The 22391-nt window shown below is 73.4% G+C and carries 20 protein-coding genes and 1 tRNA gene; 6 read left to right on the top strand and 15 right to left on the bottom strand.

Annotation, left to right across the window (positions count from 1 at the left end; translation table 11 throughout):
- Nucleotides 1–12: 12 nt before the first annotated feature.
- Together ABT263_RS00270 and ABT263_RS00265 are read right to left on the bottom strand one after the other, a co-directional pair.
- Nucleotides 13–1347 (bottom strand): DUF1254 domain-containing protein, encoded by a 1335-nt coding sequence (locus ABT263_RS00270; RefSeq protein WP_352286116.1) that lies wholly within the window; start codon nucleotides 1345–1347, stop codon nucleotides 13–15.
- A gap of 135 nt (nucleotides 1348–1482) precedes the next feature.
- The gene (locus tag ABT263_RS00265) at nucleotides 1483–2868 is read right to left on the bottom strand and encodes a DUF1254 domain-containing protein (protein WP_352286114.1); all 1386 of its coding nucleotides are present in this window, start codon (nucleotides 2866–2868) and stop codon (nucleotides 1483–1485) included.
- A gap of 302 nt (nucleotides 2869–3170) precedes the next feature.
- Here ABT263_RS00265 and ABT263_RS00260 point away from each other — a divergent pair, with 302 nt between their 5' ends.
- On the top strand, nucleotides 3171–4238 hold the full coding sequence (locus ABT263_RS00260) for an NAD-dependent epimerase/dehydratase family protein (RefSeq protein WP_352286112.1): 1068 nt from the start codon (nucleotides 3171–3173) through the stop codon (nucleotides 4236–4238).
- Between the two features lie 214 nt (nucleotides 4239–4452).
- Here ABT263_RS00260 and ABT263_RS00255 read toward each other — a convergent pair whose 3' ends face one another.
- Nucleotides 4453–5502 carry a family 2 encapsulin nanocompartment cargo protein polyprenyl transferase gene (locus ABT263_RS00255; RefSeq protein WP_352286110.1) on the bottom strand — a complete coding sequence of 350 codons (1050 nt, stop codon included), beginning with the start codon at nucleotides 5500–5502 and terminating at the stop codon, nucleotides 4453–4455.
- Nucleotides 5503–5590: 88 nt separating this feature from the next.
- On the bottom strand, nucleotides 5591–7018 hold the full coding sequence (locus ABT263_RS00250) for a family 2B encapsulin nanocompartment shell protein (protein ID WP_352286108.1): 1428 nt from the start codon (nucleotides 7016–7018) through the stop codon (nucleotides 5591–5593).
- Nucleotides 7019–7398: 380 nt separating this feature from the next.
- Here ABT263_RS00250 and ABT263_RS00245 point away from each other — a divergent pair, with 380 nt between their 5' ends.
- Nucleotides 7399–8463 carry an ATP-grasp domain-containing protein gene (locus tag ABT263_RS00245; RefSeq protein ID WP_329488372.1) on the top strand — a complete coding sequence of 355 codons (1065 nt, stop codon included), beginning with the start codon at nucleotides 7399–7401 and terminating at the stop codon, nucleotides 8461–8463.
- A gap of 88 nt (nucleotides 8464–8551) precedes the next feature.
- Here ABT263_RS00245 and ABT263_RS00240 read toward each other — a convergent pair whose 3' ends face one another.
- From ABT263_RS00240 to ABT263_RS00230, 3 genes are all read right to left on the bottom strand, one after another.
- Nucleotides 8552–9097 carry a methylated-DNA--[protein]-cysteine S-methyltransferase gene (locus ABT263_RS00240; protein WP_329488373.1) on the bottom strand — a complete coding sequence of 182 codons (546 nt, stop codon included), beginning with the start codon at nucleotides 9095–9097 and terminating at the stop codon, nucleotides 8552–8554.
- A gap of 137 nt (nucleotides 9098–9234) precedes the next feature.
- Nucleotides 9235–9468 carry a hypothetical protein gene (locus ABT263_RS00235; protein WP_352286106.1) on the bottom strand — a complete coding sequence of 78 codons (234 nt, stop codon included), beginning with the start codon at nucleotides 9466–9468 and terminating at the stop codon, nucleotides 9235–9237.
- Nucleotides 9469–9839: 371 nt separating this feature from the next.
- A tRNA-Thr gene (locus tag ABT263_RS00230) sits at nucleotides 9840–9913 on the bottom strand.
- Between the two features lie 278 nt (nucleotides 9914–10191).
- Here ABT263_RS00230 and ABT263_RS00225 point away from each other — a divergent pair.
- The 3 genes from ABT263_RS00225 (at nucleotide 10192) to ABT263_RS00215 (ending at nucleotide 12793) form a co-directional block, all read left to right on the top strand.
- Nucleotides 10192–11283, top strand: a complete 1092-nt coding sequence (locus ABT263_RS00225; protein WP_329488376.1) for an ABC transporter ATP-binding protein — start codon at nucleotides 10192–10194, stop codon at nucleotides 11281–11283.
- A gap of 195 nt (nucleotides 11284–11478) precedes the next feature.
- On the top strand, nucleotides 11479–11919 hold the full coding sequence (locus ABT263_RS00220; protein WP_329488377.1) for a hypothetical protein: 441 nt from the start codon (nucleotides 11479–11481) through the stop codon (nucleotides 11917–11919).
- A gap of 37 nt (nucleotides 11920–11956) precedes the next feature.
- Nucleotides 11957–12793: a nucleotidyltransferase family protein gene (locus ABT263_RS00215; protein ID WP_352286104.1), complete on the top strand. Its 837-nt coding sequence runs from the start codon at nucleotides 11957–11959 to the stop codon at nucleotides 12791–12793.
- A 113-nt stretch (nucleotides 12794–12906) separates the two neighbouring features.
- On the opposite strand, the gene ABT263_RS00210 is transcribed toward ABT263_RS00215, so the two are convergent.
- From ABT263_RS00210 to ABT263_RS00180, 7 genes are all read right to left on the bottom strand, one after another.
- Nucleotides 12907–14538 carry a DoxX family membrane protein gene (locus ABT263_RS00210; RefSeq protein WP_352286102.1) on the bottom strand — a complete coding sequence of 544 codons (1632 nt, stop codon included), beginning with the start codon at nucleotides 14536–14538 and terminating at the stop codon, nucleotides 12907–12909.
- A 380-nt stretch (nucleotides 14539–14918) separates the two neighbouring features.
- A complete protein-coding gene (gene rlmB / locus ABT263_RS00205) occupies nucleotides 14919–15914 on the bottom strand; it encodes a 23S rRNA (guanosine(2251)-2'-O)-methyltransferase RlmB (protein WP_352286100.1) in 996 nt (331 codons plus the stop codon).
- 134 nt (nucleotides 15915–16048) lie between these two features.
- The gene (cysS, locus tag ABT263_RS00200) at nucleotides 16049–17443 is read right to left on the bottom strand and encodes a cysteine--tRNA ligase (RefSeq protein WP_352286098.1); all 1395 of its coding nucleotides are present in this window, start codon (nucleotides 17441–17443) and stop codon (nucleotides 16049–16051) included.
- A gap of 116 nt (nucleotides 17444–17559) precedes the next feature.
- Nucleotides 17560–17955 (bottom strand): PPOX class F420-dependent oxidoreductase, encoded by a 396-nt coding sequence (locus ABT263_RS00195; RefSeq protein WP_329488383.1) that lies wholly within the window; start codon nucleotides 17953–17955, stop codon nucleotides 17560–17562.
- A 232-nt stretch (nucleotides 17956–18187) separates the two neighbouring features.
- Entirely contained in the window at nucleotides 18188–18760 is a 573-nt protein-coding gene (ispF, locus tag ABT263_RS00190; protein ID WP_329488384.1) for a 2-C-methyl-D-erythritol 2,4-cyclodiphosphate synthase, read from the bottom strand.
- The gene (ispD, locus tag ABT263_RS00185) at nucleotides 18750–19508 is read right to left on the bottom strand and encodes a 2-C-methyl-D-erythritol 4-phosphate cytidylyltransferase (protein ID WP_352286383.1); all 759 of its coding nucleotides are present in this window, start codon (nucleotides 19506–19508) and stop codon (nucleotides 18750–18752) included. The genes ispF and ispD overlap by 11 nt, the downstream gene beginning before the upstream one ends.
- Before the next feature lie 271 nt (nucleotides 19509–19779).
- The gene (locus ABT263_RS00180; RefSeq protein ID WP_030244332.1) at nucleotides 19780–20262 is read right to left on the bottom strand and encodes a CarD family transcriptional regulator; all 483 of its coding nucleotides are present in this window, start codon (nucleotides 20260–20262) and stop codon (nucleotides 19780–19782) included.
- Nucleotides 20263–20810: 548 nt separating this feature from the next.
- Here ABT263_RS00180 and ABT263_RS00175 point away from each other — a divergent pair.
- Nucleotides 20811–21482: a DUF461 domain-containing protein gene (locus ABT263_RS00175; protein ID WP_352286096.1), complete on the top strand. Its 672-nt coding sequence runs from the start codon at nucleotides 20811–20813 to the stop codon at nucleotides 21480–21482.
- A gap of 216 nt (nucleotides 21483–21698) precedes the next feature.
- On the opposite strand, the gene phoP is transcribed toward ABT263_RS00175, so the two are convergent.
- Nucleotides 21699–22391, bottom strand: a complete 693-nt coding sequence (phoP, locus tag ABT263_RS00170) for a two-component system response regulator PhoP (protein ID WP_238863613.1) — start codon at nucleotides 22389–22391, stop codon at nucleotides 21699–21701.

Raw genomic sequence — 22391 nt, 5'->3', positions numbered from 1 at the left:
CGGACAACCCGCTCAGCTCCGCCGGATCGGCGGCACCCGGTAGGTGCCGTCGAGGGCGGCCGGCTTCGGCTGGTAGAGCCGGATGATCGGCCGGAACTCCCCCGCCGGGGTCGGCAGCCAGTTCGCCTCCTCCGCCGGGTCGGTGGGGCGGTCGTGCTGCAGCCGGAGCGTCAGCGAGCCGTCCTCGGCGTAGACCAGGCCCGGCGTCCGGTCGCCGATCGAATAGCGCTCGATCGGGTTCGCGACCAGGTAGTAGTCCGGCAGGCCGTACATGGTGACGGACCAGAAGGCCTCGGCCGGCGGCGGCTGGTCCAGGCGCAGCGTGTACCTGTGGGCGCCGCTCAGCGGCCGCCCGTCGGCGTCGTCGTACGTCATCGCGTAGGTGGCCTCGTACGCGTGGTTGCCCCAGAGTCCGGCGCGGGCGGCGGCGGCGCGGCTGAGGTAGGCGGCGCGGCGGTCCGGGATGCGCCACTCCGGGTCGTCGATGGTGCCGGGGCCGAGGAAGTCGACGTTGAAGTCGAACAGGTGCAGCCCGGAGCGCCACTCGCCGGCCGGGTGGTCCTCCGGCGGCCGGGTGGCGGCCTCGACCCGTTCCCGGCCCGCGGCCAGGCCCTTGAGGAGGGCGAGGGTCCACTCGGGCTCGGCGGCGCGGTACGGCGACGGTCCGGTGTCGAGCAGGCCGAGCGGGGCGAAGCGCTGCTGGTACTCGACGTCCGGCCCGGCGGGCGGGAAGGCCGCCATCCAGATCCGCAGCCGTTCGAAGAAGGCCAGCCGCTCGGGCACCGCGGGGTCCGGCTCGGGCAGCCCGGCGGCCAGGCCGCCCGGCTCCAGCGGTTCGAGCGTCAGCCCTTCCTGGAGGGCCCGGACGCGCGGCAGGTCCTCCGGGCCGGTGCAGGCGAAGCGGCCGACGACGGTGGCCACGGTGGTCGGCGAGACGATCACGCGTTCCCGGTCCGGCGGGGTCCCGTGCCAGCCGGGCGGGACGACCAGCCAGGTCTGCGCGCCGGTGCCGGTGGCCCGCCGGCCGAGGTAGGCGAAGTTGTCGGTCCACGCGCCGACGAACTGCAGGACGTAGTAGGCCCCGTCGGTGTCCGGTACCCGCAGCACCTGCGGACCCTCGGAGAGGTCGAGCTGGGCGATCGAGTAGACGGTGTCGTTGTTGACGGAGACGAAGGGGTCGTCCGGGCCGGCCAGTCTGGTCGCGTGGCTGAAGTCGTTGAAGGGGGCCGCCGGCAGGGTCCCCAGGCCGCCTGCGGTGAAGCGCTCGACCATGGTGAGGTCGGAGACCAGCGGGTAGCCGTAGACGTAGGCGTCGGCGGCCAGGGCCTCCAGCTCGGGCTGGGTCATCGGTAGTCCTTCCCGGGGTCCGGGTGGCGGGGTCGGGGTGTGTCGGTGGCGGGTCGTGGGTGGGTGGCGGGTCGTGGGTGGGTGGTGGGTCGTGGGTGGGTGGTGCCGCTCGCGGGGCTGGAGGAGGTGCCGGGCTCAGCGTGGCGTCAGCGGTGGGAGCGCCCAACGGCCTTCGCGGGCCCGCTCGTCCGGTCCGTAGAGCCGGACGACCACCTCGAACGGGCCGTCGGGCGCGGGCAGCCAGTTGGCCGAGTGCTGGGCGTCGGCCGGGCGCTTGTGCTGGAGGTAGAGGGTGAGGCCGCCGTCCGGGTCGTGGGCCAGCCCGGGGGTGCGGTCGCCGATCGAGTAGCGGTCCAGCGGGTTGTCGACCAGCCGGCGCCCGGGGAGCGCGTACATGGTCGCCGACCAGAAGAACCGCGCGGGCGGCAGCGAGTCCGGTCCGAAGCGCAGGACGTAGTCGTGCTCGCCGGTGTTCGGCGGGCTGTTGCCGTCGCTGTCGGCCGTCCAGGCGCCGTACCAGACCTCCTCGACGGGCAGCCCGTACAGGTCCCGCGAGGCGCCGACGGCCCGCCGGAGGTGGTCCGTGCCGAGCCGCTCCCGCGTGCCGGAGAGGCCGGCCGTGTCTCCGGCCCCTTCCTCGGTCCCTTGCCCGGCCCCTTCCTCGGTCCGTTCCTCGGTCCGATCCGCGGCCCGTTCGGCGGCCCGGGTGAGTTCGGCCCGGGCGTCGGCGATGCCGCGCCCGATCTCGGCGCGGACCTCGATCGGCAGCGCGGCGGGCTCGAACTCGCCCCGGCCGTCGATGCCCAGATCGGTGAGCCGGCCGCGCAGGTCGGCGTCGGCGGGCAGCACGGGGCAGAAGCCGAGCAGGAAGTCGAGGAAGCCGAAGAACTCGATGGTGCCCAGCACCTCCTCCCGCCAGACCGGCCAGACGGGGTTGGGTGCGGGCGGCGGTGCCGCGGTACCCGCGTACTCGTGCAGCGGGCGCAGCCGGTACTGCCGCTGGAGGCCCTTCAGCTCCTCGACCGCCTCCGGCGAGGTACCGCCGAGGTGGGTGCGGCCGACGATGCCGATCAGCTCGGTGGCGGTGCGGATGACACCGGCCGTGCCCTCGGGCACCGCGCCCTGCCAGCCGGGGCCCGCCACCAGGTAGTCGCCGGCCTCCCGGCCGGTGGCCCGGGTACCGATGAACCCGGCGTAGGAGGTGTCGAGTTCGTGCAGGGGGAGGACGTAGTAGCGGTCCTCGGCGGGCACCGAGACGACCCACGGTTCGGCCCGGAGGTCGAGCCAGGCCCAGGAGTACCGGGTGTCGTTGTCGGGCGTGACGACATCGGTGGTCGCCGGGGTGGAGGGCTGCGCATGGTGCCGGAAGACGCCGAAGCCGCCGATGTGGCGCGGGTCGGCGTCGTCGACGGCCTGCGGGTAGAGCGTCCGGTAGTTCTCCAGGAGCGGGAACCCCCAGATCCATGCCTCGGCGGCGGTCGCGCGGACGGTGGCCGGATCCACGAGTGCCGGGTTGCCCATGCTGTCGCTCTCCCCTGCCTCGGCGCATGCCCCTTATCCGGACATACAGGTTCAAACGGATCCTAGGGGCGGCCCAGTCGATCAGCATGTCGGCGATGCCGGAAGGGGCCCCGCCCGCGCACCCGGGCGTCCGGGGTACGTCCGGAGTGGGTTCGCGATGCTTCCGGAGTACGCCTGGGGTACCGCCGAGGCAGCTCCGGGTGCGTCCGGATGCCTCCGGGGTACGCCCGGGGTACCTCCGGGTGCGTCCGCCCGCCGCGAACGGAAGCCTGTGGCGGGTCCGACCGGGAGAGGCTGGCGACATGAAGATCCTCTTGCTCGGCGGTTCGTCCTTCCTCGGACGGGCCTACGCTTCGCAGGCCCTCGACCGGGGCCACGACGTGACCACCTTCAACCGCGGCCGCTCCGGCAGCGACCTGCCCGGCGTCGAGACCGTCCGGGGCGAGCGCGACTCCGCCGACGACCTGGCCCGGCTGGTCGAGGGACGGCGGTGGGACGCCGTCGTCGACACCTCGGCGCAGCAGCCCGCCCAGGCCGCGCTCTCCGCCCGGCTGCTGCGCGCGCACGCGGACCACTACACCTTCGTCTCCTCCGTGCACGCCTTCGCCGACTGGCCGGCCCGGGCGGTGGACGAGACCGCGCCCCTGCACCCCTGCCCCGCCGACACCCCGCCCGACCAGCCCCCCGGCAACCCCCTCAAGGCCGGCTGCGAACGCGCGGTGCTGGAGGGGTTCGGGGCCGACCGCACGCTGATCCTCAACAGCGGCCTGCTGATCGGCCCTCACGAGAACGGCGGCCGCCTGCCGTGGTGGCTGGAGCGGATGGCCCGCGGCGGCCGGGTACTGGCTCCGGGTGACCCGACCCGGGCGATGCAGGTCATCGACGTCCGCGACTTCGCGGTGTTCGGCGTGACCGCGCTGGAGGCCGGTCGTACCGGGCGCTACCTCACCACCGCCCCGGCCGGGAACGTCACCTTCGGGGAGTTCCTGGCGACCTGCGTCGAGGTGGTCGGCGAGACCGTCGACGGAGACGGCGCCGCCCACCCGCCGGCGGAGCTCGTCTGGGTCGAGGACGGCCCGCTGCTCGCCGAAGGTCCGGACAGCGTCCAGCCCTGGAGCGAACTCCCGCTCTGGGCACCCGACGTGCCGGAGCTGGCGGGCGTCTGGCTCGCCGACACCGCCCGGGCGCAGGCGGCCGGCCTGCGGTGTCGGCCGTTCGCCGACACCGCCCGGGACACCTGGGCCTGGCTCCGCGCGCGCGGCCCGGCCGAGGACACCGACGCCGACGGACTCAAGGGCCGCAAGGGTGCCGCTCAGAAGGCCGGCATGGTCCCCGCCAAGGAGCAGCGCCTGCTCGCCGCCCTCGCGTAGCGCGATGCGGGCCGCGTCCTGCGACCGACGCTGGCTGGCTCGCCGCCCTACCGAGGCGGCGAGCCAGGCGGGTCCGTCGGGCCCGGGCGGGCCAGGAGACCGGGGCTGTGGTCACCGGACCGACGCGATCAGTGCGCACGCCCGAGCGGCAGGAACCGGCACGCGCGCCGGGCGGCGCGGACCGGACCGTGCGCCGCGGCCGCCGGACCCCCGGTCAGTGCGTCCGCCGGGTGACCAACTCGGCGAGCGCCAGCAGTTCGTCGGCCGCGGACGGCTCGGGCACCGCCGTCGCCAACTGGCCGAGCGCGGCGGCCATCCGCTCGCACGACTCCCCCTGCGCCCAGCCCCGACCGCCCGCACCCTCCACCGCGGCCGCGCAACGGCTCAACTCCTCCGGGCTGAGCGGACGCGCGAGCGCGTACAGCTCGGCCAGCGCCCGTCCGTCCGGCGTGTCGGAGCCCAGCGCCGCCACCACCGGTAGGGACTTCTTGCGTGCCACCAAGTCCGCCCCGACCGGCTTGCCGGTGACGGCGGGATCCCCCCAGATCCCGATCAGATCGTCGATGAGCTGGAACGCCAGCCCGATCTCCCGGCCGAAGCCGTCCATCGCCTGCGCCGCCTCCTCCGAGGCACCCGCGTACTGGGCGCCCATCGCGCAGGCGGCACCGAGCAGCGCACCCGTCTTCGCCTCCGCCATCGCCAGGCACTCGGCGAGCGAAACGTCACTGCGCTGCTCGAAGGCGCAGTCGATCTGCTGGCCCTCGCAGAGTTCGACCACGCAGTCGGTGAGCCGGCGGATCGCGCCCTGCGCGGCCGGGTGGGTGTCCTCCGCGAGGAGGCGCAGCGCCAGCGAGTGCATGGCGTCGCCCGCCAGGATGGCCTCGGTGGTGCCGAACACCCGCCAGGCGGTGGGGCGGTGGCGCCTGGTCTCGTCACGGTCGATGACGTCGTCGTGGAGCAGGGTGAAGTTGTGGACGAGCTCGACGGCCGCCGCCGCCGCGGTCGCGGTCACCGTGGTGCCGCCGAGCGCCTGGGTGGCGGCCAGGACCATGGCCGGCCTGATCGCCTTGCCGGAGGGTGCGGCGGCCGGTGAGCCGTCGGCCTCCCACCAGCCGAAGTGGTAGCCGGCCACCTTGCGCATCGAGCCGGGCAGCGAGTCGACCGCGGCGCGCAGGACCGGATCGACCAGACCACGGGTGCGGGCGAGCACGTCCTCCGCCTCGTGGCCCTCCCGGTGCTCCCGCTCCAACGTGAAACTTCCCATGGGTTCCTCCCCCTGATGGTGGGCGCCGTCCGGCCGGCCGCCGGGACCCCCGCGACCGGCCGGACGGCACGGTGCCGATCGACCCCGGTCAGTCGTGGTGATGCGCGACGTCGACGTTCTCCAGCACGCCCACCGCGTCGGGCACCAGAATGGCGGCGGAGTAGTAGGCGCTGACGAGATAGGAAATGACGGCCTTCTCGCTGATCCCCATGAACCGCACCGAGAGGCTCGGCTGGTATTCATCGGGAATTCCGGTCTGGTGCAGCCCGATGACACCCTGGTTGTCCTCGCCGGTGCGCAGCGCGAGGATCGAGCTGGTGTGACCGCCGACGACCGGGATCTTGTTGCACGGGAAGACCGGCACCCCCCGCCAGGCGAACACCGGCTTGCCCTGGACCTCGACGGTGTCCGGGTAGAGGCCGCGGCGGTTGCACTCCCGGCCGATGGCGGCGATCGCCTTGGGGTGGGCGAGGAACATCTTGGTGCCGCGGCGCCGGCTCAGCAGCTCGTCCATGTCGTCCGGGGTGGGCGGGCCGGAGTGGGTCTGGATCCGCTGCTCGTACGCGGCGTTCCGCAGGAGCCCGAACTCCGGGTTGTTGATCAACTCGGCCTCCTGGCGCTCGCGCAGCGCCTCGATGGTCAGCCGGAGCTGGTGCTCGGTCTGGTTCATCGGCTGGTTGTAGAGGTCGGCGACCCGGCTGTGCACCTTCAGCACCGTCTGGGCGACGCTCAGCTCGTACTCGCGCGGCTTCAGCTCGTAGTCCACGAAGGCGCCGGGCAGCTCGTACTCGCCGTGGTGCCCGGCGGAGAGCTCGATCGCCGCCTCGCCGTGCTTGTTCTGCGCCTGCTGGAAGCCCGCCAGGTAGTCCATGATCTGCAGCTGCAGTGCCTCGGAACGCTCCGCGAGCTCCTGGAACGACGGCCAGGAGAGCGCCAGCAGCGTGCCCGCGGTGGCGGCCTTCACCGCGTACGGCCAGCTGCCGTCCTCGCGCTGGAGCACCTCGTCGCCCAGGTGGTCGCCGTCGGCGAGGGAGCCGAGCACCACCTCCTCGCCGTACTTGCCCGTTCCCCACCGGTCGAGCTTGCCGTGCGTGATGATGAGGACCTCGTCGATCGGCGTCCCCGCCGTGACCAGGACCTCACCGGCGGAGAAATCGCGTTGGACGAAGCGACCGGCCAGCGCCTCCAGCACCGCGTCGTCCTCGAACCCGCGCAGCACCGGCACCTCGCGCAGGGTGGGCGGGACGATCCGCACCTCGGAGCCCGTCTGGACGACACTCACCCGGCCGCGGCCGACCGCGTACCGCAGGCGCCGGTTGACCCGGTAGGTACCGCCGGAGACCTGCACCCACGGCAGCATCCTGAGCAGCCAGCGCGGGCTGATGCCCTGCATCTGCGGCGCGGACTTGGTGGTCGTCGCGAGGTTCCTCGCGCCGGCCGTACCGAGGCTCTGCTGCGAACCGGATTGCGGCGTACCGCCCGGCGCAGGAATACCGACGTTGGTTTCGGTCGACATAGGGAGCCTTTCGCATACCCGATGAAGTGTCGCCTTGCAAGAATCATGATGGGCCCATTCGAAGGCTTCCACAATCACTCTTTCGAGTGGTCGGAATAACCGAACAAATAGGACCACTAGATCACCTGATCTATTTCAGTTCGATCCTTATTCGAACGCGGTCGAACCCCTCCTCCCGGACCCCGGCCGCACCCCGACGCCACCCGCGGCCGACCCCCGACCGGACCCGACCGGACCCCGTCCCGGCCACCGGCCCACCCGCCGTCCACCCCGGCGAGCCGGGCCGCTAAGGTGCGCCTCAAGGGCCACGGGGCCAGTGACGAACGAGTGGCCGCACCGGATGCCCTCCCCCTCGTTCACCCCTGCCCTGGGAGGCCTTCATGAGTGCCCCCGTACGTGTCTGGCTCAACCGCACCTACGCCGAGAACGTCTTCTTCATCGAACAGCTGCGCGCCGCGCCGCGCCCCGTCCGGATCCACGCGACCCACGTCGACGCCGACTCCCCGGTGCTCGCCGCCGCCGACCACGCCACCCTGGAACCGGGCGACCTCCCCCCGGACGCCTACGTCGCCTACGCGCTCGACTACTGCGCCCGCCACGCGATCGACGTCTTCCTGCCCCGGCTCAACCAGCTCGCGATCTCGCTGCACCACCAGGAGTTCGAGGCGATCGGCACCGCCCTCGTCTGCCCGCCCGCCACCGCCATCGCGGCCTTCGACAGCAAGGCCGACGGCTACGCGGCGATCGCCGCCGCCGGGCTGCCCACCCCGCCGTGGTGGCTGGTCCGGAGCGCCGACGACCTGCTCGCCGCCGTCGACCGGATCGAGTCCGCCGGGCTCACCGCCTGCCTCAAACCCGCTTCCGGCGCCGGCGGCGAGGGCTTCCGGATGCTCACCCGCGAGCCCTTCGGCCTGCACCGGCTGGCCGGCTGGGACAGCCGGGTCCAGGTCGACCAGGTGGCCGCCGCGCTGGCGGCCGCCGACGAGCCGGCCGACCTGCTGGTGATGCCCTACCTGGAGGGCCCCGAGATATCGGTCGACTGCCTCGGCGACCGCGACGGCACCCTGCTCGCCGCGGTCGGCCGCAGCAAGCACCGGCGCCGCCGGAGCTTCACCACCGCACCGCGGTACCTGGAGCCCACCCGCCGGCTGATCGAGTCCGTCGGGATGTCCTTCCTGTCCAACGTGCAGTTCCGCCACCTGGCCGGGGAGCCGGTGGTCATCGACGTCAACACCCGCCCCTCCGGCGGCCTGCACCAGCTGCGCCTGTGCGGCCTCAACCTGCCGTGGAACGCGGTGCAGCTGGCGCTCGGCGAGCGGCCGGACACCGTGCCCACCGGGGATCCGGCCGGGATCGACTACACCCTGGTCTCCGGGATCCAGCCGGTCCTGCCGCGCCAGGGTTCGTTCGACCGCGGTCCGGCCGCGGTCGAACTCGTGCACTGACACCCGTACCGACACCCGCGAACCGCCGCCGGCGCCACCCCGTCGGCGGCCACCGCCCCGGTCGCCGCCCGTGCTCCGCCCGGCCCCGCTACAGCGGGCCGTCCCAGTCCAGCGTCGGCTCCAGCACGCCCTCCAGGGTGAGCAGCCAGCGCTTGACGTCGATCCCGACCCGGCCGCCGCCGAAACCGCCGATGCCGTCCGCCGCCACCACGCGGTGGCACGGCACCAGCAGCGCGACGGGATTGGCCGCCATCATCTGCCCGACCGTCCTGGCCGCCAGCCCCGGCTCCGTGACACCCTCGAACACCCCGCTGCGGGCCGCCAGTTCGCCGTAGGTGATGGTCCGCCCGAACGGCACCTCGTGCCAGAGCGTCCGCAGCACCGCGCGATGCGGTCCGGTGCTCAGGCTCCAGTCGATGGGCAGCCCCAACTCCCGCCGCCCGCCCGCCAGGTACTCGGCTATCCGCCCGGTGACCGCGTCGATCTTCGACCGGTCGGTGCACGGCGGCCGCTCGCCCGGCTGCCCCAGGTAGCCCGCGGCCGCCACTCCCAGCGGCGTCACCGCGATGTGCATCGGACCGCTCGGCAGCGGCGTCTCCACCGTCATCCAGGACATCGCCGTGGGCTGTGACACGGACTGCGGCACGCTCGGGCCCCCGCCCTCCTCCGCCGGGCCGGCCACCGGCCACGCCGGTACCCGCGGGGCGCGCGAGGACCACCCGCCCCGCTCGCCATCGTACGGCGGGTCCGCCCGGCGTGGCCGGACCGTCCCTAGAGCCGCCCCTTCAGCTCGGCGGCGATCCCGCGCGACCACCGGGACAGCTCGCTCCGGTCGGCCGCCCGGCCCTCGCACAGGGCGTCGAGCTGCGCTTCGTTGATCCGGTTCGGCCCCGGGATCTCCAGCAGGTACGCGAGCTCCTCCAGCACCGTGGCGAGGCGCTTGGCATCCGCGTGATCGAGGGCGACCGCCGCCTCGTGGTGGCTGATGGTGAGAGAACCGGGCATGGCCAACCTCCTCCGTTCGCCCCCGCCCCTCCACCGTACGACCGCTCCGGCACCCGTGCCCGCCGCACGACCGCGGGTGCCCCTCCGGGCCCGGCCGGCCACGCTCCGCGACGCATTCGCCACCTCGCGCGAGGGGCCCGGGAGCCCCTCCTCGCCCGCGACCCGCGACCGCCCCATGGCCGACCGGCGGCGTTCACGGCCATTGCGCCACAAGCAAGCTGACCAGGCGTCAGGCAACCCGGCCGGGGACGGCGGGGCCATGGGGAGGAGCTGGGCGCCTGACGGCCGGGGCGGCCGCACCTCCCGCCCCACGACGACGAAGGGCCGGCCTGCCCGGGATCACCCCGGCCCGACCGGCCCTTCGAGCACCGAGCCCCCTGTCGGGTTCGAACCGACGACCCCCGCTTTACAAGAGCGGTGCTCTGGCCAGCTGAGCTAAGGAGGCATGGTGACCGTCCGCGACGAGGTCACGGCGGCACCGGGGGCAGTATACCGGGCGGCCGTGGGGCGGTGGTGGCATATCCGGGGGATCGCGGGTGGGGCGGGCGTGACGGAACCGATGCCGAATTCCAGGGGTCCGGGGGCTGACAAGCGGCGTAGGCGCAGGTAGCGTCGCCCGGAGTTGACCCGCGCCGTGGTTCGGACCAGGAGCGGGCCCGCGCACGACATCCACCTTTACTCGGATCGTCCGGCACGTTCCTGCCGGTGAAGGAGAGCACAGCCATGGCTTCTGTGACGTACGACAAGGCGACCCGTGTCTACCCCGGGTCCGACAAGCCCTCCGTGGACGCGCTGGACCTGGAGATCGCGGACGGCGAGTTCCTCGTCCTCGTCGGCCCCTCCGGCTGTGGCAAGTCCACCAGCCTCCGGATGCTGGCCGGCCTGGAGGACGTGAACGCCGGCGCGATCCGCATCGGTGACCGCGACGTCACGCACCTGCCGCCGAAGGACCGGGACATCGCCATGGTGTTCCAGAACTACGCGCTCTACCCGCACATGACCGTCGCGGAGAACATGGGCTTCGCGCTCAAGATCGCGGGCGTCAACAAGACCGAGATCCGCACCAAGGTCGAAGAGGCCGCGAAGATCCTCGACCTCACCGAGTACCTGGACCGCAAGCCGAAGGCGCTCTCCGGCGGTCAGCGCCAGCGTGTCGCCATGGGCCGCGCGATCGTCCGCGAGCCGCAGGTCTTCCTGATGGACGAGCCGCTGTCGAACCTCGACGCCAAGCTCCGCGTCTCCACCCGCACCCAGATCGCGGGCCTGCAGCGCCGCCTGGGCATCACCACCGTGTACGTCACCCACGACCAGACCGAGGCGCTCACCATGGGCGACCGCGTCGCGGTGCTCAAGGGCGGCGTGCTGCAGCAGGTCGACACCCCGCGCAACATGTACGACCGGCCCGCCAACCTCTTCGTGGCCGGCTTCATCGGCTCGCCCGCGATGAACCTGATCGACGTGCCGCTGGTGGACGGCGGGGTGAAGTTCGGCGGCTCGATCGTCAACATCTCCCGCGAGGACCTCTCCGGCGCCGGCACCGACAAGTCGGTGACCGTCGGCGTCCGCCCGGAGCACTTCGAGATCGTCCCGGCCGGCGGCATCGAGGGCGTCGCCGTGACCGTCAACGTGGTCGAGGAACTCGGCTCGGACGGCTTCGTCTACGGCACCACCAAGCTCGGCGGCGAGGACAAGGACCTGGTCGTGCGCGTGCACGGCCGCCAGATCCCGCAGCGCGGCGAGACCATCCACGTCGTGCCGATCGCCAACGAGACCCACGTGTTCTCCACCAGCAGCGGTGCCCGCCTGAGCAACTGACGCTCGCGGCGACGAACGACCCGGGCGGAGCCCCGCCGGACCACGCGGTCCGGCGGGGCTCCGCCGTCGTTCGGCCGTCGTTCGGCCGTCCGCACCACCCGCGTCAACACGGTGAGGGGACGAACCCGGACACCACGTCACTCGATGGTGTAACGGAGGGCGATCCGGGCCCCACCCAGCGCTACTCTCCTGAGCGTGAAGCAGCTAGTTCGCCGAATCGGCCAGACCATCGCCCTGACCCTGCCCGTGGTCCTGGTGACCACCGGCACCCTCGCCGTGACCAGGGTGCCGTGGGCTCCGCCGACCGGGCTGGACCAGCAGGTCGTGGCAGCCTCCAGCGAGGACGGCGCCGGCATCGGCCGGGTGCCCGCGGCCAAGGCCCCGGAGGGCCTGGCTCCGCAGGACGCCCTGCGCGTGGCCCTGCTGGAGGAGTTGCGCGCGCACAACCCGGGCAGCGCGCTGGACCTGCTGGAGCGCTCGATGCGCGAGCAGCCGGCCCTGACGCCGTACTGCACCTCGCTCGCCGGTGAGCTCGGCAAGGCGGCCGTGCGCAAGTACCAGGGGGACGTCCAGCGCGCCCGGTCCTTCGCCCGGCCGGTCTGTGACGGCTCGTTCGCCTCCGGGGTCGCCGCCTAGGGGTGCCACGCCCCGGCGGCCGCCCTATTGTGCAGGCATGACCGCTGACTCCGGCCCCGCCGCCGACCTCACGTCCGCCCAGGCACAGCAGGCACCGCAGGCTCCGCAGACGGCTCAGGCACCACAGGCGTCGGCGGCCCCGCCCGGCACGACGGCCGTCACCCAGGCCGTCATCCTGGCCGGCGGCCAGGGCTCCCGGCTGCGGCCCTACACGGACGACCGGCCGAAGCCGCTGGTCGAGATCCCCGGCACGGGGACGCCGATCCTCGGACACCAGCTCTCCTGGCTCGCCTCCGAGGGCGTCACCGACGTGGTCATCTCGTGCGGTCACCTGGCCGGTGTGCTGGAGGAATGGCTCGACCGGACCGACCTGCCACTGAAGGTCCGCACCGTCGTCGAGGCCGAACCGCTGGGCCGCGGCGGCGGGCTGAAGTACGCCGCCAAGGCGCTGCCCCGGCCGGACGAGCCCTGGTACGCCACCAACGGCGACATCTGGACCCGCTTCAGCCTGCGCGACATGGCCGCCTTCCACCACGAGCGGGACGCCGTAGCGACGCTCGCCCTGGCCCGTCCGCGCATCCCGTGGGGCGCGGTGGAGACGGACCAGTTCGGCAACGTGCTGGACTTCATCGAGGCGCCGCCCTCGCCCTTCCTGATCAACGCCGGCCTGTACGTCTTCAGCCCGGAGTTCGCCGAGCTGCTGCCGGACGTCGGGGACCACGAGCGGACCACGTTCCCCCAGCTCGCGCGCGGCAAGCGCCTGGCGGGGTACCAGCTGCCGCAGGGCGTCTACTGGCGCGCCATCGACACCGCGAAGGACCTCACCGAGGCGGCCAAGGAACTCGCCGCCGGAGCCGGCCACACACCCCGGTAACCCACCCCGGCGGCGGCCCCACGGGCCCCGGCCCCGGGACCACGAGCAGGTGGCCGGGTGCTCCCCCACGGAGCACCCGGCCACCTGTCGTCCCCGAAGGGCCCGACGACCCGTCAGGTCGCCGTCGGCGACCCCGGCCGGGAGCTCCGGGCCCCGCCGCCGGACAGCTCGGCCAGCGGCCCGCTGCCCAGCACGCCGCCGAGCAGCCCCGAGCCGGAGCTGCTGCTCGGGCTCGGCTTGGGCGCCGCCCCCGAACCGTTGCCCGGCGCCGGGGTGCTGCGCGACGCGGGCGCCGAGGCGGCCGGGGCCGCGGTCTGCGGCGCCGCCGGGGCCGAACTCGGACCGCTCTCCGGCTTGGTGGACCGCGCCTTGCCGCTCGGCGTGGGCGTCCCGGCCTTCGGCGAGGCCGCGCCCTGGGCCGGCGCCGAGGACGACGGCGCGGACGAGCCGGCCGCCGGCGAGGCCGGCCGCGCGGGCGCGGGCGAGGTGGACGGCCCCTGCCCACCGGGGGTCGCGGAGGGCCCGCCACTCGGCCAGACCGGCGTGCCGTAGTCCGTCGCCGGCCGGGACGGCCCGGGGTGCGGACGGCCACCGGTGCGGACCGCCGCACCCAGCATCGACCCGAGCAGCAGGGTCAGGCCGACCACGACCGCGGTGACCACCGCACCGCGCCGCAGCACCCGCCGACGCAGTGCCGCCGGCGCACCCGGGCCGTGGCGGCGCCACGCCTCCAGGTTGAGCCGCCCGTCCAACGAGGCGAACGGCGCTCCGGCGATCAGCAGCGGGCTCCAGGCCGCCAGGAAGATCAGGTCGGGCGTGTCGTAGACCGGCACGGCCCGCCAGCTGACGGTGAACAGCAGGGCGGCGGAGAGCAGCATCGCCGCTCCGGCCGCGAGCCGCTGCCAGAGGCCCAGGACGGTCAGGACGCCCACCACGATCTCGGTGAACGAGACCACCAGCCCCGAGCCCACCGGGTGCGCCATCGCGAACGACAGCAGCGGTTCGGCGACCTTCCAGGGGTGCAGCGAGGAGAGCCAGCGCATCATCGAGCCGCGCTCGCCGCCGTCGAAGTACACCGGGTCGCAGAGCTTGCTGAACCCGGCGTAGACCGAGAGCGAGCCCAGCACCGCGCGCAACGGCAGCAGCACCAGGCCGAGGTCCACCCGGCGGCCGGGGTACCACGGCGGCTTGCCCTCACCGGCGGTGGCGGAGACCTCGGGCAGCTCGCCGCTGGGCGTCCAGCCCTGGGGCGCGCCGACCGGGCCGACGCCCGCCTCGGTGGCGGTACCGGCGCCCTCGCGCGGCTGGCGCGGGACCGTCCGGGCACCCGCGTACGACGGGATCACCCGGGTGTCGTCGTCGGCCGTGGTGCCGCCCGGGGCGCGCCCGCCGACCCCGGCCGGCGCGGGCACGCCGGTCAGCCGGACGGCCTCCAGCAGCCGGGTGGCCGCCTGGTCCCCGGGGGGCGCCTGGCCGCTCCAGGTGACGGCGGTGACCCGGCCCTTGCGCCGCGGCGCGCCGGCACCGCCGGCCCCGGCGAGCGCCGGTACGGCCGAGGCGGGCACGACCACCTGCGGGGTGACCAGCGGACGGCGGATCAGGCCCTGGCCGGCGTACGGGTCGCCGAACGCGGCCCCGGTGGAGAGCGCTCCGGCCGGGGCGTCGATCAGCGGCGCCACCGGGGTGCCGAGCCGCAGCCGGAAGCTGGCCTGGGTGACGCTGAGGCGCGCGGGGTCGGACGGCACCTTGACGGTATTGAGGCCGGGGCCCGCGTCTATCCCGGTGCTGCCGTTGCCCAGGAGGGGGCGCCGAGGTGTTCTGGTGTCCACACCCGTCTAACCGGGTGACACCCGGTTAGGACACTCTCCCGAGTGGATGTCCGGCGCCCACTTGAAGTGATCATGAGAAAAGCGATCGGGCCCGGTCGGGCCCGATCGCTTTCACCCGAATTGCGGGCGGACTGCGGAGAATCCGGAAGATCTCCTGCGCCGCCCGACCCCGCTGTGCTGCGGCGAAACGGCTCACCCGGGCGCGGAAACGGCCCGGCCGGACCGCCGTACCGCCCACCGGCCCGGTCGGGCCCGCCGCGGTACGACGGCCCGGCCGGGCCGCGCGTCGGGAGGGGTCAGCCGACCTTGCTGCGCAGGCGCGCGGCCTCGTACAGCACGATGCCCGCGGCGACGCCGGCGTTCAGCGACTCGGTGGCACCCGGCATCGGGATCCGCACGCGGATGTCACAGGTCTCCGAGACCAGCCGGGACAGGCCCTTGCCCTCGCTGCCCGCGACGATCACGACCGGACCGGCCAGCGCCTCCAGGTCACCGATCTCGGCCTCGCCGTCGGCGGCCAGGCCGACCACCATCACGCCGGCCTTCTGGTAGGCCTCCAGCGTCCGGGTCAGGTTGGTGGCCCGGGCGACGGGCAGCCGCGCCGCGGCACCGGAGGAGGTCTTCCAGGCACCGGCGGTCATGCCCGCCGCCCGGCGCTCGGGGATGACCACGCCGTGCGCGCCGAAGGCGGCGGCGGAGCGGACCACGGCGCCGAGGTTGCGCGAGTCGGTGACCCCGTCGAGCGCCATGATCAGCGCGTCCTCGCCGTTGTCCGCGGCCTGCGCCAGCAGGTCCTCGGGGTGCGCGTACTCGTACGGCGGGACCTGCAGCACCAGGCCCTGGTGGTTCATGTTGCCGGTCATCTGGTCCAGCTGCGGGCGCGGGGCCTCCATCAGCGGGATGCCCCGGTCGTTGGCGGCCTGGAAGGCGTCGCGCACCCGGTCGTCGGTGTCGATGAACTGCAGGACGTAGAGCGCGGTGGCCGGCACCCCGCCCTGCAGGGCCTCGACCACCGAGTTGCGGCCGAAGACCAGCTCCGCCGCGCCGGCACCGCCACGGCCGCCCTTGCCGCCACCGCCGGCCCGGCGCATGCCGGCCCGGGCCTTGGCGTCCCGCTCGCGCTTGACCGCGGCGTTGGCCGCGCGCTGCTTCGGGTGCCCCTTGCGCTCCGCGCCGGGGGGCGTCGGGCCCTTGCCCTGGAGCGCCTTCCGGCTGTGGCCGCCGGTACCGACACTCGCGCCCTTCTTCGACCCGGGGTTGCGGCGGTTCCTGCGTGCACTGTTGCCGGCCATGGCTGTACTTCCTGTCTGTCCGGCATGCCCGGCCGCACCGTGAACCCGGTGCCGGCCGACGACATGCGCTACGTCATGCGGGAGGGCCGCACCGGTTCGGTACGGCCCACCCTCACCCCATCGCTCGGATGGAGTTACTGGTTGTTGATCGTCCAGCGCGGGCCGGACGGGGTGTCCTCGATCGCCAGCCCGGCCTCGCCGAGCTGGTCACGGATGGCATCCGCGGTGGCGAAGTCCTTGCGGGTCCGGGCCGCCTGCCGCTGCTCCAGGACCAGCCTGACCAGCGAGTCGACGACCCCGTGGAGGTCCTCACCGTGCTCGGCCCCGGTCCACTGCGGGTCCAGCGGGTCGAGGCCCAGTACTCCGAGCATCGCACGGACCTCGGCCAGACGCGCCACCGCGTTCTCCTTGTCGTCCGCGGTGAGGGCGCTGTTGCCCTGGCGGACGGCGGTGTGCACGATGGCCAGCGCCTGGGGAACGCCCAGGTCGTCGTCCATCGCCTCGGCGAAGGCCGGCGGCACCTCGGGCGCCGCGTCGACCGCGCCGCAGCGCTCGACCACGCGCTGGACGAAGCCCTCGATCCGGCCGAACCCGGCCTCGGCCTCGCGCAGCGACTCCTCGCTGTACTCGATCATCGAGCGGTAGTGCGGGGCCGCCAGGTAGTACCGGAGCACGATCGGACGCCAGCGCTCGACCATCTCGGAGACCAGCACCGAGTTGCCGAGCGACTTGCTCATCTTCTCGCCGCTCATGGTGACCCAGGCGTTGTGCACCCAGAAGTTCGCGAAGTCGTCGCCGTACGCCTTGGACTGGGCGATCTCGTTCTCGTGGTGCGGGAAGATCAGGTCGATCCCGCCGCCGTGGATGTCGAAGGCCCGGCCCAGGTACTTGTGCGCCATCGCGGAGCACTCCAGGTGCCAGCCGGGACGGCCGCTGCCCCACGGGGTCTCCCAGCTCGGCTCACCGGCCTTGGCGGACTTCCACATCGCGAAGTCGCGCGGGTCGCGCTTGCCGGTCTCGCCCTCGCCCTCGGGCTGGCGCAGGTTCTCCAGCTTCTGGTTGGAGAGCTCGAGGTAGCCGGGGAAGGACTTCACGTCGAAGTAGACGTTGCCGTCCGACGCGTAGGCGTGCCCCTTGGCGATGAGCGTCCGCATCATCTCGATCATCTCGGGGATGTGCCCGGTGGCCCGCGGCTCGACGGTCGGCGGGAGGCAGCCGAGCGCCGCGTAGCCGTCGTTGAAGGCCCGCTCGTTGGCGTAGGCGATCTGCCACCACGGCGTACCGAGCTGGCGCTCCTTGGCGATGACCTTGTCGTCGATGTCGGTGACGTTGCGCGCGAAGGTCACCTGGTAGCCGCGGTAGGCGAACCACCGCTGCATGATGTCGAAGTTGAGCCCGGACCGGATGTGCCCGATGTGTGGCGCCGACTGGACGGTAGCGCCGCACAGGTAGATCGAGACACAACCCGGTACAAGCGGGACGAAGTCGCGTACCTGGCGGGTGCTGGTGTCGTACAGGCGAATGCTCACAGCGTCAAGCGTAGTGGGCATGAGGGGGTGCCCCGCGACATTCTCGAATGTCAATACCGCGGCTACGCCGTTTCTTCTTCATGGCCTACCGGAGTCACCCGCTCCGCCTGGCTCTCTCAGAGGTTGCCGACCACCTTGCGCGGGCTGAGCCGGACCACCACCCGGACGTCCTCCGGGCCGTCGTAGCCGTAGGACTCCTCGCCGCGGTACTTGCGCGCCAGCTCGTCGATCAGCTCCTTGCCGCCCTCCCGGGTGAGGGTGGCCTCGCCGCGCAACTCCACGTAGGAGTAGGGGCTCTCCGGCGGGTTGACCACCAGCGAGATCCGCGGGTCCTTCAGCAGGTTGAGGTGCTTGCGGCGGCCCTCCACCGTGGAGAAGAGGACGTCGTCGCCGTCCCGCTTGACCCAGACCACCGAGGACTGGGGGCTGCCGTCGGGCTGGATGGTGGAGACCACGGCGAAGCTCTTGCCGTCGATCAGGGCCTTGGCCCGGTCGGAGAGCTGTGCGGCCATCGGGGACCTCTTCTCGTCAAGCGGCGTCGGACGGCCCGCGGTGAGCGGGTGGGCCTCGCTCGGCCCGCTCCGAACGGTAGCGACTCGGGCACCGGCCAAGGCTCCTGAACACCCGTCACGGGCCGGGTATTCCCGGCCCGGACCACCCGGACGGCCTACCGGCCGCCGCCACCGCTCCTACCGCCCCCGGGCCGCCCCTGCCGCTGTCCGGCGCTCCTGGTGCGCCCCGGGGTCAGCGGCGCTCGTACACCAGCGCGGTGGCGATCGCCGCGAGCCCCTCGGCCCGGCCGGTGAGGCCGAGGCCGTCCGTCGTCGTCCCGGAGACCGAGACCGGCGCGCCGACCGCCGCCGAGAGCGCGGCCTGCGCCTCGGCGCGCCGCTTGCCGATCTTCGGCCGGACACCGATCACCTGGACGGAGACGTTGCCGATCTCGAAACCGGCCTCGCGCACCAGCCGGGCCGCCTCGCCGAGCAGCCGGACGCCGGACGCGCCCGACCACTCCGGCCGGTCGGTGCCGAAGTGCGCGCCCAGGTCCCCGATCCCGGCGGCCGAGAACAGCGCGTCGCAGGAGGCGTGCGCGGCCACGTCGGCGTCGGAGTGCCCGGCCAGGCCGTACTCGGCGCCCGGCCACTCCAGGCCGGCCACCCAGAGCGGGCGCCCGGCCTCGAAGGCGTGCACATCGGTGCCGATCCCCACCCGGGGGATCAGCGGCGGCCGCGAGTCCGCGGCGGGCGGCGCCGGGGCGTGGGCGGTCGGCGCCGCGTCCTCGGCGCGCGGGCCGGAGGCCGTGGGATCAGTAGGCATCGGCGGCCCTCCGGCGGGCGAGAACGGCCTCGGCGAGCACGAGGTCCAGCGGACGGGTCACCTTGAACGCCTCCTCGTGGCCGGGCACCACCACCACCCGGCCGCCGAAGCGCTCCACCAGGCCCGCGTCGTCGGTGACCGCCGGCAGGGCGTCGGCCCCCGCGGCGGCCTCCTCGGCGAGCGCCTTCTCGTGCACCTCGGCCAGCGTCTCCCGGCGGAAGCCCTGCGGAGTCTGCACGGCCCGCAGGGTGGAACGGTCGGGCGTGTCGAGCACCGGCTCGGGACCAGCCGGCCGCGGCTCGACCCGCTTCACCGTGTCGGCGAGCGGCACGGCGGGCACCACCGCCTCCGCCCCGCCGCGGACGGCGGCCGCGACGGCGTCCACCACCTCGACCGGCACGAGCGGACGCGCCGCGTCGTGCACCAGGACGATCTCCACCTCGGCCGGGATCGCGGCGAGGCCCAGCCGGACCGACTCCTGGCGGGTCGCCCCGCCCGGCACGACCCGGATGTCCTTGCCGTCCAGGCCGTGGGTGTCGAGCAGTCCGACCACCTCGGCCACGCCGTCGGCCGGCGCCGCGACCACGACCAGCCCGACCGCCCGGCTGCGGGTCAGCGCCCTGACGGCGTGCACCAGGAGCGGCACCCCGCCCAGCTCCCGCAGGGCCTTCGGGGCTCCGGGCCCCAGTCGCTCACCGCGTCCCGCGGCGGGCACCACCGCTGCTGCAACTGCTCCTGTGGCGTTCAGGTTTCACTCCTTCGGCGAAGTGGGTATGGCCATGGCGTGCACGACGGGCGCGCGGGACCCCTTCCGAAAAGCTCCACGGTCTCCCGCCCACAGAACACGCAGAAACGGTCATGCGGGCCCGGGGCCGACCGGCTCGGGTGCGGGGGCGTCGTCCGGACACGCCTCAGCGCCCGAAGTGCCACTGCACCACTCCAGGACGGTTCGTCCGATGAGCGGCGCGCCGGCATCGGGCGCTGTGAACGTGTGAGCGGTGGGCGCGAGCCCGACTGCGCTACGAGGCGAGCACCTCGTCGAGCAGCGTCTCCGCCTTGTCCTCGTTGGTGTTCTCGGCCAGCGCGAGCTCGCTGACGAGGATCTGGCGCGCCTTGGCGAGCATGCGCTTCTCACCGGCGGACAGACCGCGCTCGCGCTCGCGACGCCAGAGATCGCGCACAACCTCGGCGACCTTGATAACGTCACCCGAAGCGAGCTTCTCCAGGTTTGCCTTGTAGCGACGGGACCAGTTGGTCGGCTCTTCGGTGTACGGTGCGCGAAGCACCTCGAAGACCCGGTCCAGACCCTCCTGGCCGACTACATCGCGCACGCCGACGAACTCCGCGTTCTCGGCGGGCACCCGGAGCGTCAGGTCTCCCTGCTGCACCTTGAGGACCAGGTAGGTCTTGTCCACACCTTTGATCTGGCGAATTTCGATGGCCTCGATCAGCGCGGCCCCGTGATGGGGGTAGACCACCGTGTCGCCAACCTTGAACGTCATGTGACAGGACCCCTTCCGTGGCTTTCCAGAATAACACGCTTTTCGGCGCACCCGAAGGGCGTTTTCGCAGGTCAGGGCCGGTCTCGGGGCTTGACAAGGACCCCCATGACGTGCTGCGGGCGGCCTTCGGCGCGGGCTTCCCGCAGGTCGGAGGCGGTTCCGGTACCTCCCGAAACCTGCGGCAACACTCCTGAAACCGTGATTGGATCTTGAGATTTCACCGTTTATCGGGCCGTTTCCCGATCGTGATCCGATCTTGGTCGACACTTGACCAGGACACGCCGGTGTGTTGCCACGAGTACGGCGCCGGGTCGCGGCCGAGGTCGGAGCCGTACCGCCGTCCGGGCCCGGGCCGTTGCCGGTGCCGGGCGCGAGGCCCCGCCGACGCCGCCCCGCCGGTCGTCTCCGGGCGTGGCGGGGTGCCGCCGTCCGGGCGCCGGGCGGACTCCCGGAGCGCGACACGGGGACCACCCCGTGAGGAGCGCATAAGCGAGGTCGATAATCTGAGGCCTGACCACCCGACATGTGACCTAGGAGAAGCCGCCGCCGTGAGCCGCAGCATTCGAGTCGGCAGCATCGCCGCCATCGCCGCCCTCGCCATCGCCTCGCTGTCGTCCTGCTCGGCCGGCAACAAGGCGGAGACTCTGGAGATCAAGCCCGACAACGCCTACGCGACGGTCGGCACCGACCTCCGGCTGAACAACATCGTTGTCATCACCGGGGACGAGTCCTCCGGCGAGCACACCGGTCCGGCCAACGTGTCGGTGAACATCAGCAACACCGGGACGGAGCCCGTCGAGCTCCAGTCCATCGTCGTGGGCGACGGCGGGGCCGCCGCCTTCGCCGACCAGAAGGGCGCCCCGCTGGGCAGCATCGTCGTCCCGGCCGGCGGCGCCGTGCTGATCGGCGGCGAAGGCAACCCCTCCGCCAAGGTCGCCTCGGCCAGCGTCCACGTCGGTGGCTTCGTGCCCACCGCCTTCGCCTTCAAGAACGGCGAGAAGGTCGCGACCGAGGCCGCGGTCAGCCCGAACAAGGGTCTGTACAAGGGCTGGGGCCCGACCGCCTCCCCCGCCGCCGTGCCGTCCAAGGCCGCCGGCTCGCCCAGCGCCTCGGCCGGTGCCGCCACCCCCTCGGGCACCGCCACCCCCTCCGGTACCGCGGCCGGCACCGGTGCGGCCACTCCGGCCGGCACCTCCTCGCCGACCGCCGGCTCCCACTGACCCGCCGCCTCCGGCGCCCGGTCCCGCGAACGCGGGTCCGGGCACCGCGGAGGCGGACCCGCGGAGGGCCGGCCGGGCTCGGTCGCGCACGCGAAGGACCCCTCCGGGCGGCTGCCCGGAGGGGTCCTTCGTGGGTCCGCCCGGTCCGCGCCGGCGGAGCGGGCGGCTCTGTCGAGCCGCTCGCCCCCCCCGGCACGGAGGTCCCGGTCGTCCGGTCTACGGCTCGAACTTGTAGCCGAGGCCACGGACCGTGACCAGGTAGCGCGGCGCGCCCGGGTCCGGCTCGATCTTCGCCCGCAGGCGCTTCACGTGGACGTCGAGCGTCTTGGTGTCCCCGACGTAGTCGGCGCCCCAGACCCGGTCGATCAGCTGCATCCGGGTGAGCACCCGGCCCGCGTTGCGCAGCAGCATCTCCAGCAGGTCGAACTCCTTGAGCGGGAGGTCGACCTTGGCGCCGTCGACGGTCACCACGTGGCGGTCGACGTCCATCCGGACCGGGCCCGCCTCCAGCGCGCCCGGGCCGCCACCGTCGCCGGGGCCCTCGGCCTCGCCGCGCCGGCGCAGCACCGCACGGATCCGGGCCACCAGCTCACGGGTGGAGTAGGGCTTGGTCACGTAGTCGTCCGCACCTATTTCCAGGCCGACGACCTTGTCGATCTCGCTGTCCTTGGCGGTGACCATGATCACCGGGACGTTCGAGCGCACCCGGAGCTGGCGGCAGACCTCGGTGCCGGGCAGGCCCGGCAGCATCAGGTCGAGCAGGACGAGATCGGCGCCGTTCCGTTCGAACTGCTCCAGGGCGTCGGGGCCGGTGGCGGCGATGGCCACCTCGAAGCCCTCCTTGCGGAGCATGTACGAGAGAGCGTCGCTGAACGACTCCTCGTCCTCGACCACCAGTACTCGGGTCAC

Origin of the sequence: Kitasatospora sp. NPDC001603 (genome assembly GCF_040298365.1) — a bacterium.
Taxonomy (GTDB): domain Bacteria; phylum Actinomycetota; class Actinomycetes; order Streptomycetales; family Streptomycetaceae; genus Kitasatospora.
The sequence above is the reverse complement of the archived record's forward strand: the minus strand, read 5'-3'. Positions and strand labels throughout refer to the sequence as shown.

What these genes read in the sequence shown, in the direction of transcription:
- ABT263_RS00245 (WP_329488372.1), top strand. Translation starts at nt 7,399, where the DNA reads ATGAGTGCCCCCGTACGTGTCTGGCTCAACCGCACCTACGCCGAGAAC.
- ABT263_RS00180 (WP_030244332.1), bottom strand. Translation starts at nt 20,262, where the DNA reads ATGACGTTCAAGGTTGGCGACACGGTGGTCTACCCCCATCACGGGGCC.
- ABT263_RS00250 (WP_352286108.1), bottom strand. Translation starts at nt 7,018, where the DNA reads ATGTCGACCGAAACCAACGTCGGTATTCCTGCGCCGGGCGGTACGCCG.
- ABT263_RS00270 (WP_352286116.1), bottom strand. Translation starts at nt 1,347, where the DNA reads ATGACCCAGCCCGAGCTGGAGGCCCTGGCCGCCGACGCCTACGTCTAC.
- ABT263_RS00255 (WP_352286110.1), bottom strand. Translation starts at nt 5,502, where the DNA reads ATGGGAAGTTTCACGTTGGAGCGGGAGCACCGGGAGGGCCACGAGGCG.
- ABT263_RS00265 (WP_352286114.1), bottom strand. Translation starts at nt 2,868, where the DNA reads ATGGGCAACCCGGCACTCGTGGATCCGGCCACCGTCCGCGCGACCGCC.
- ABT263_RS00225 (WP_329488376.1), top strand. Translation starts at nt 10,192, where the DNA reads ATGGCTTCTGTGACGTACGACAAGGCGACCCGTGTCTACCCCGGGTCC.
- rlmB (WP_352286100.1), bottom strand. Translation starts at nt 15,914, where the DNA reads ATGGCCGGCAACAGTGCACGCAGGAACCGCCGCAACCCCGGGTCGAAG.
- ABT263_RS00195 (WP_329488383.1), bottom strand. Translation starts at nt 17,955, where the DNA reads ATGGCCGCACAGCTCTCCGACCGGGCCAAGGCCCTGATCGACGGCAAG.
- ispF (WP_329488384.1), bottom strand. Translation starts at nt 18,760, where the DNA reads ATGCCTACTGATCCCACGGCCTCCGGCCCGCGCGCCGAGGACGCGGCG.
- ABT263_RS00215 (WP_352286104.1), top strand. Translation starts at nt 11,957, where the DNA reads ATGACCGCTGACTCCGGCCCCGCCGCCGACCTCACGTCCGCCCAGGCA.
- ABT263_RS00260 (WP_352286112.1), top strand. Translation starts at nt 3,171, where the DNA reads ATGAAGATCCTCTTGCTCGGCGGTTCGTCCTTCCTCGGACGGGCCTAC.
- ABT263_RS00235 (WP_352286106.1), bottom strand. Translation starts at nt 9,468, where the DNA reads ATGCCCGGTTCTCTCACCATCAGCCACCACGAGGCGGCGGTCGCCCTC.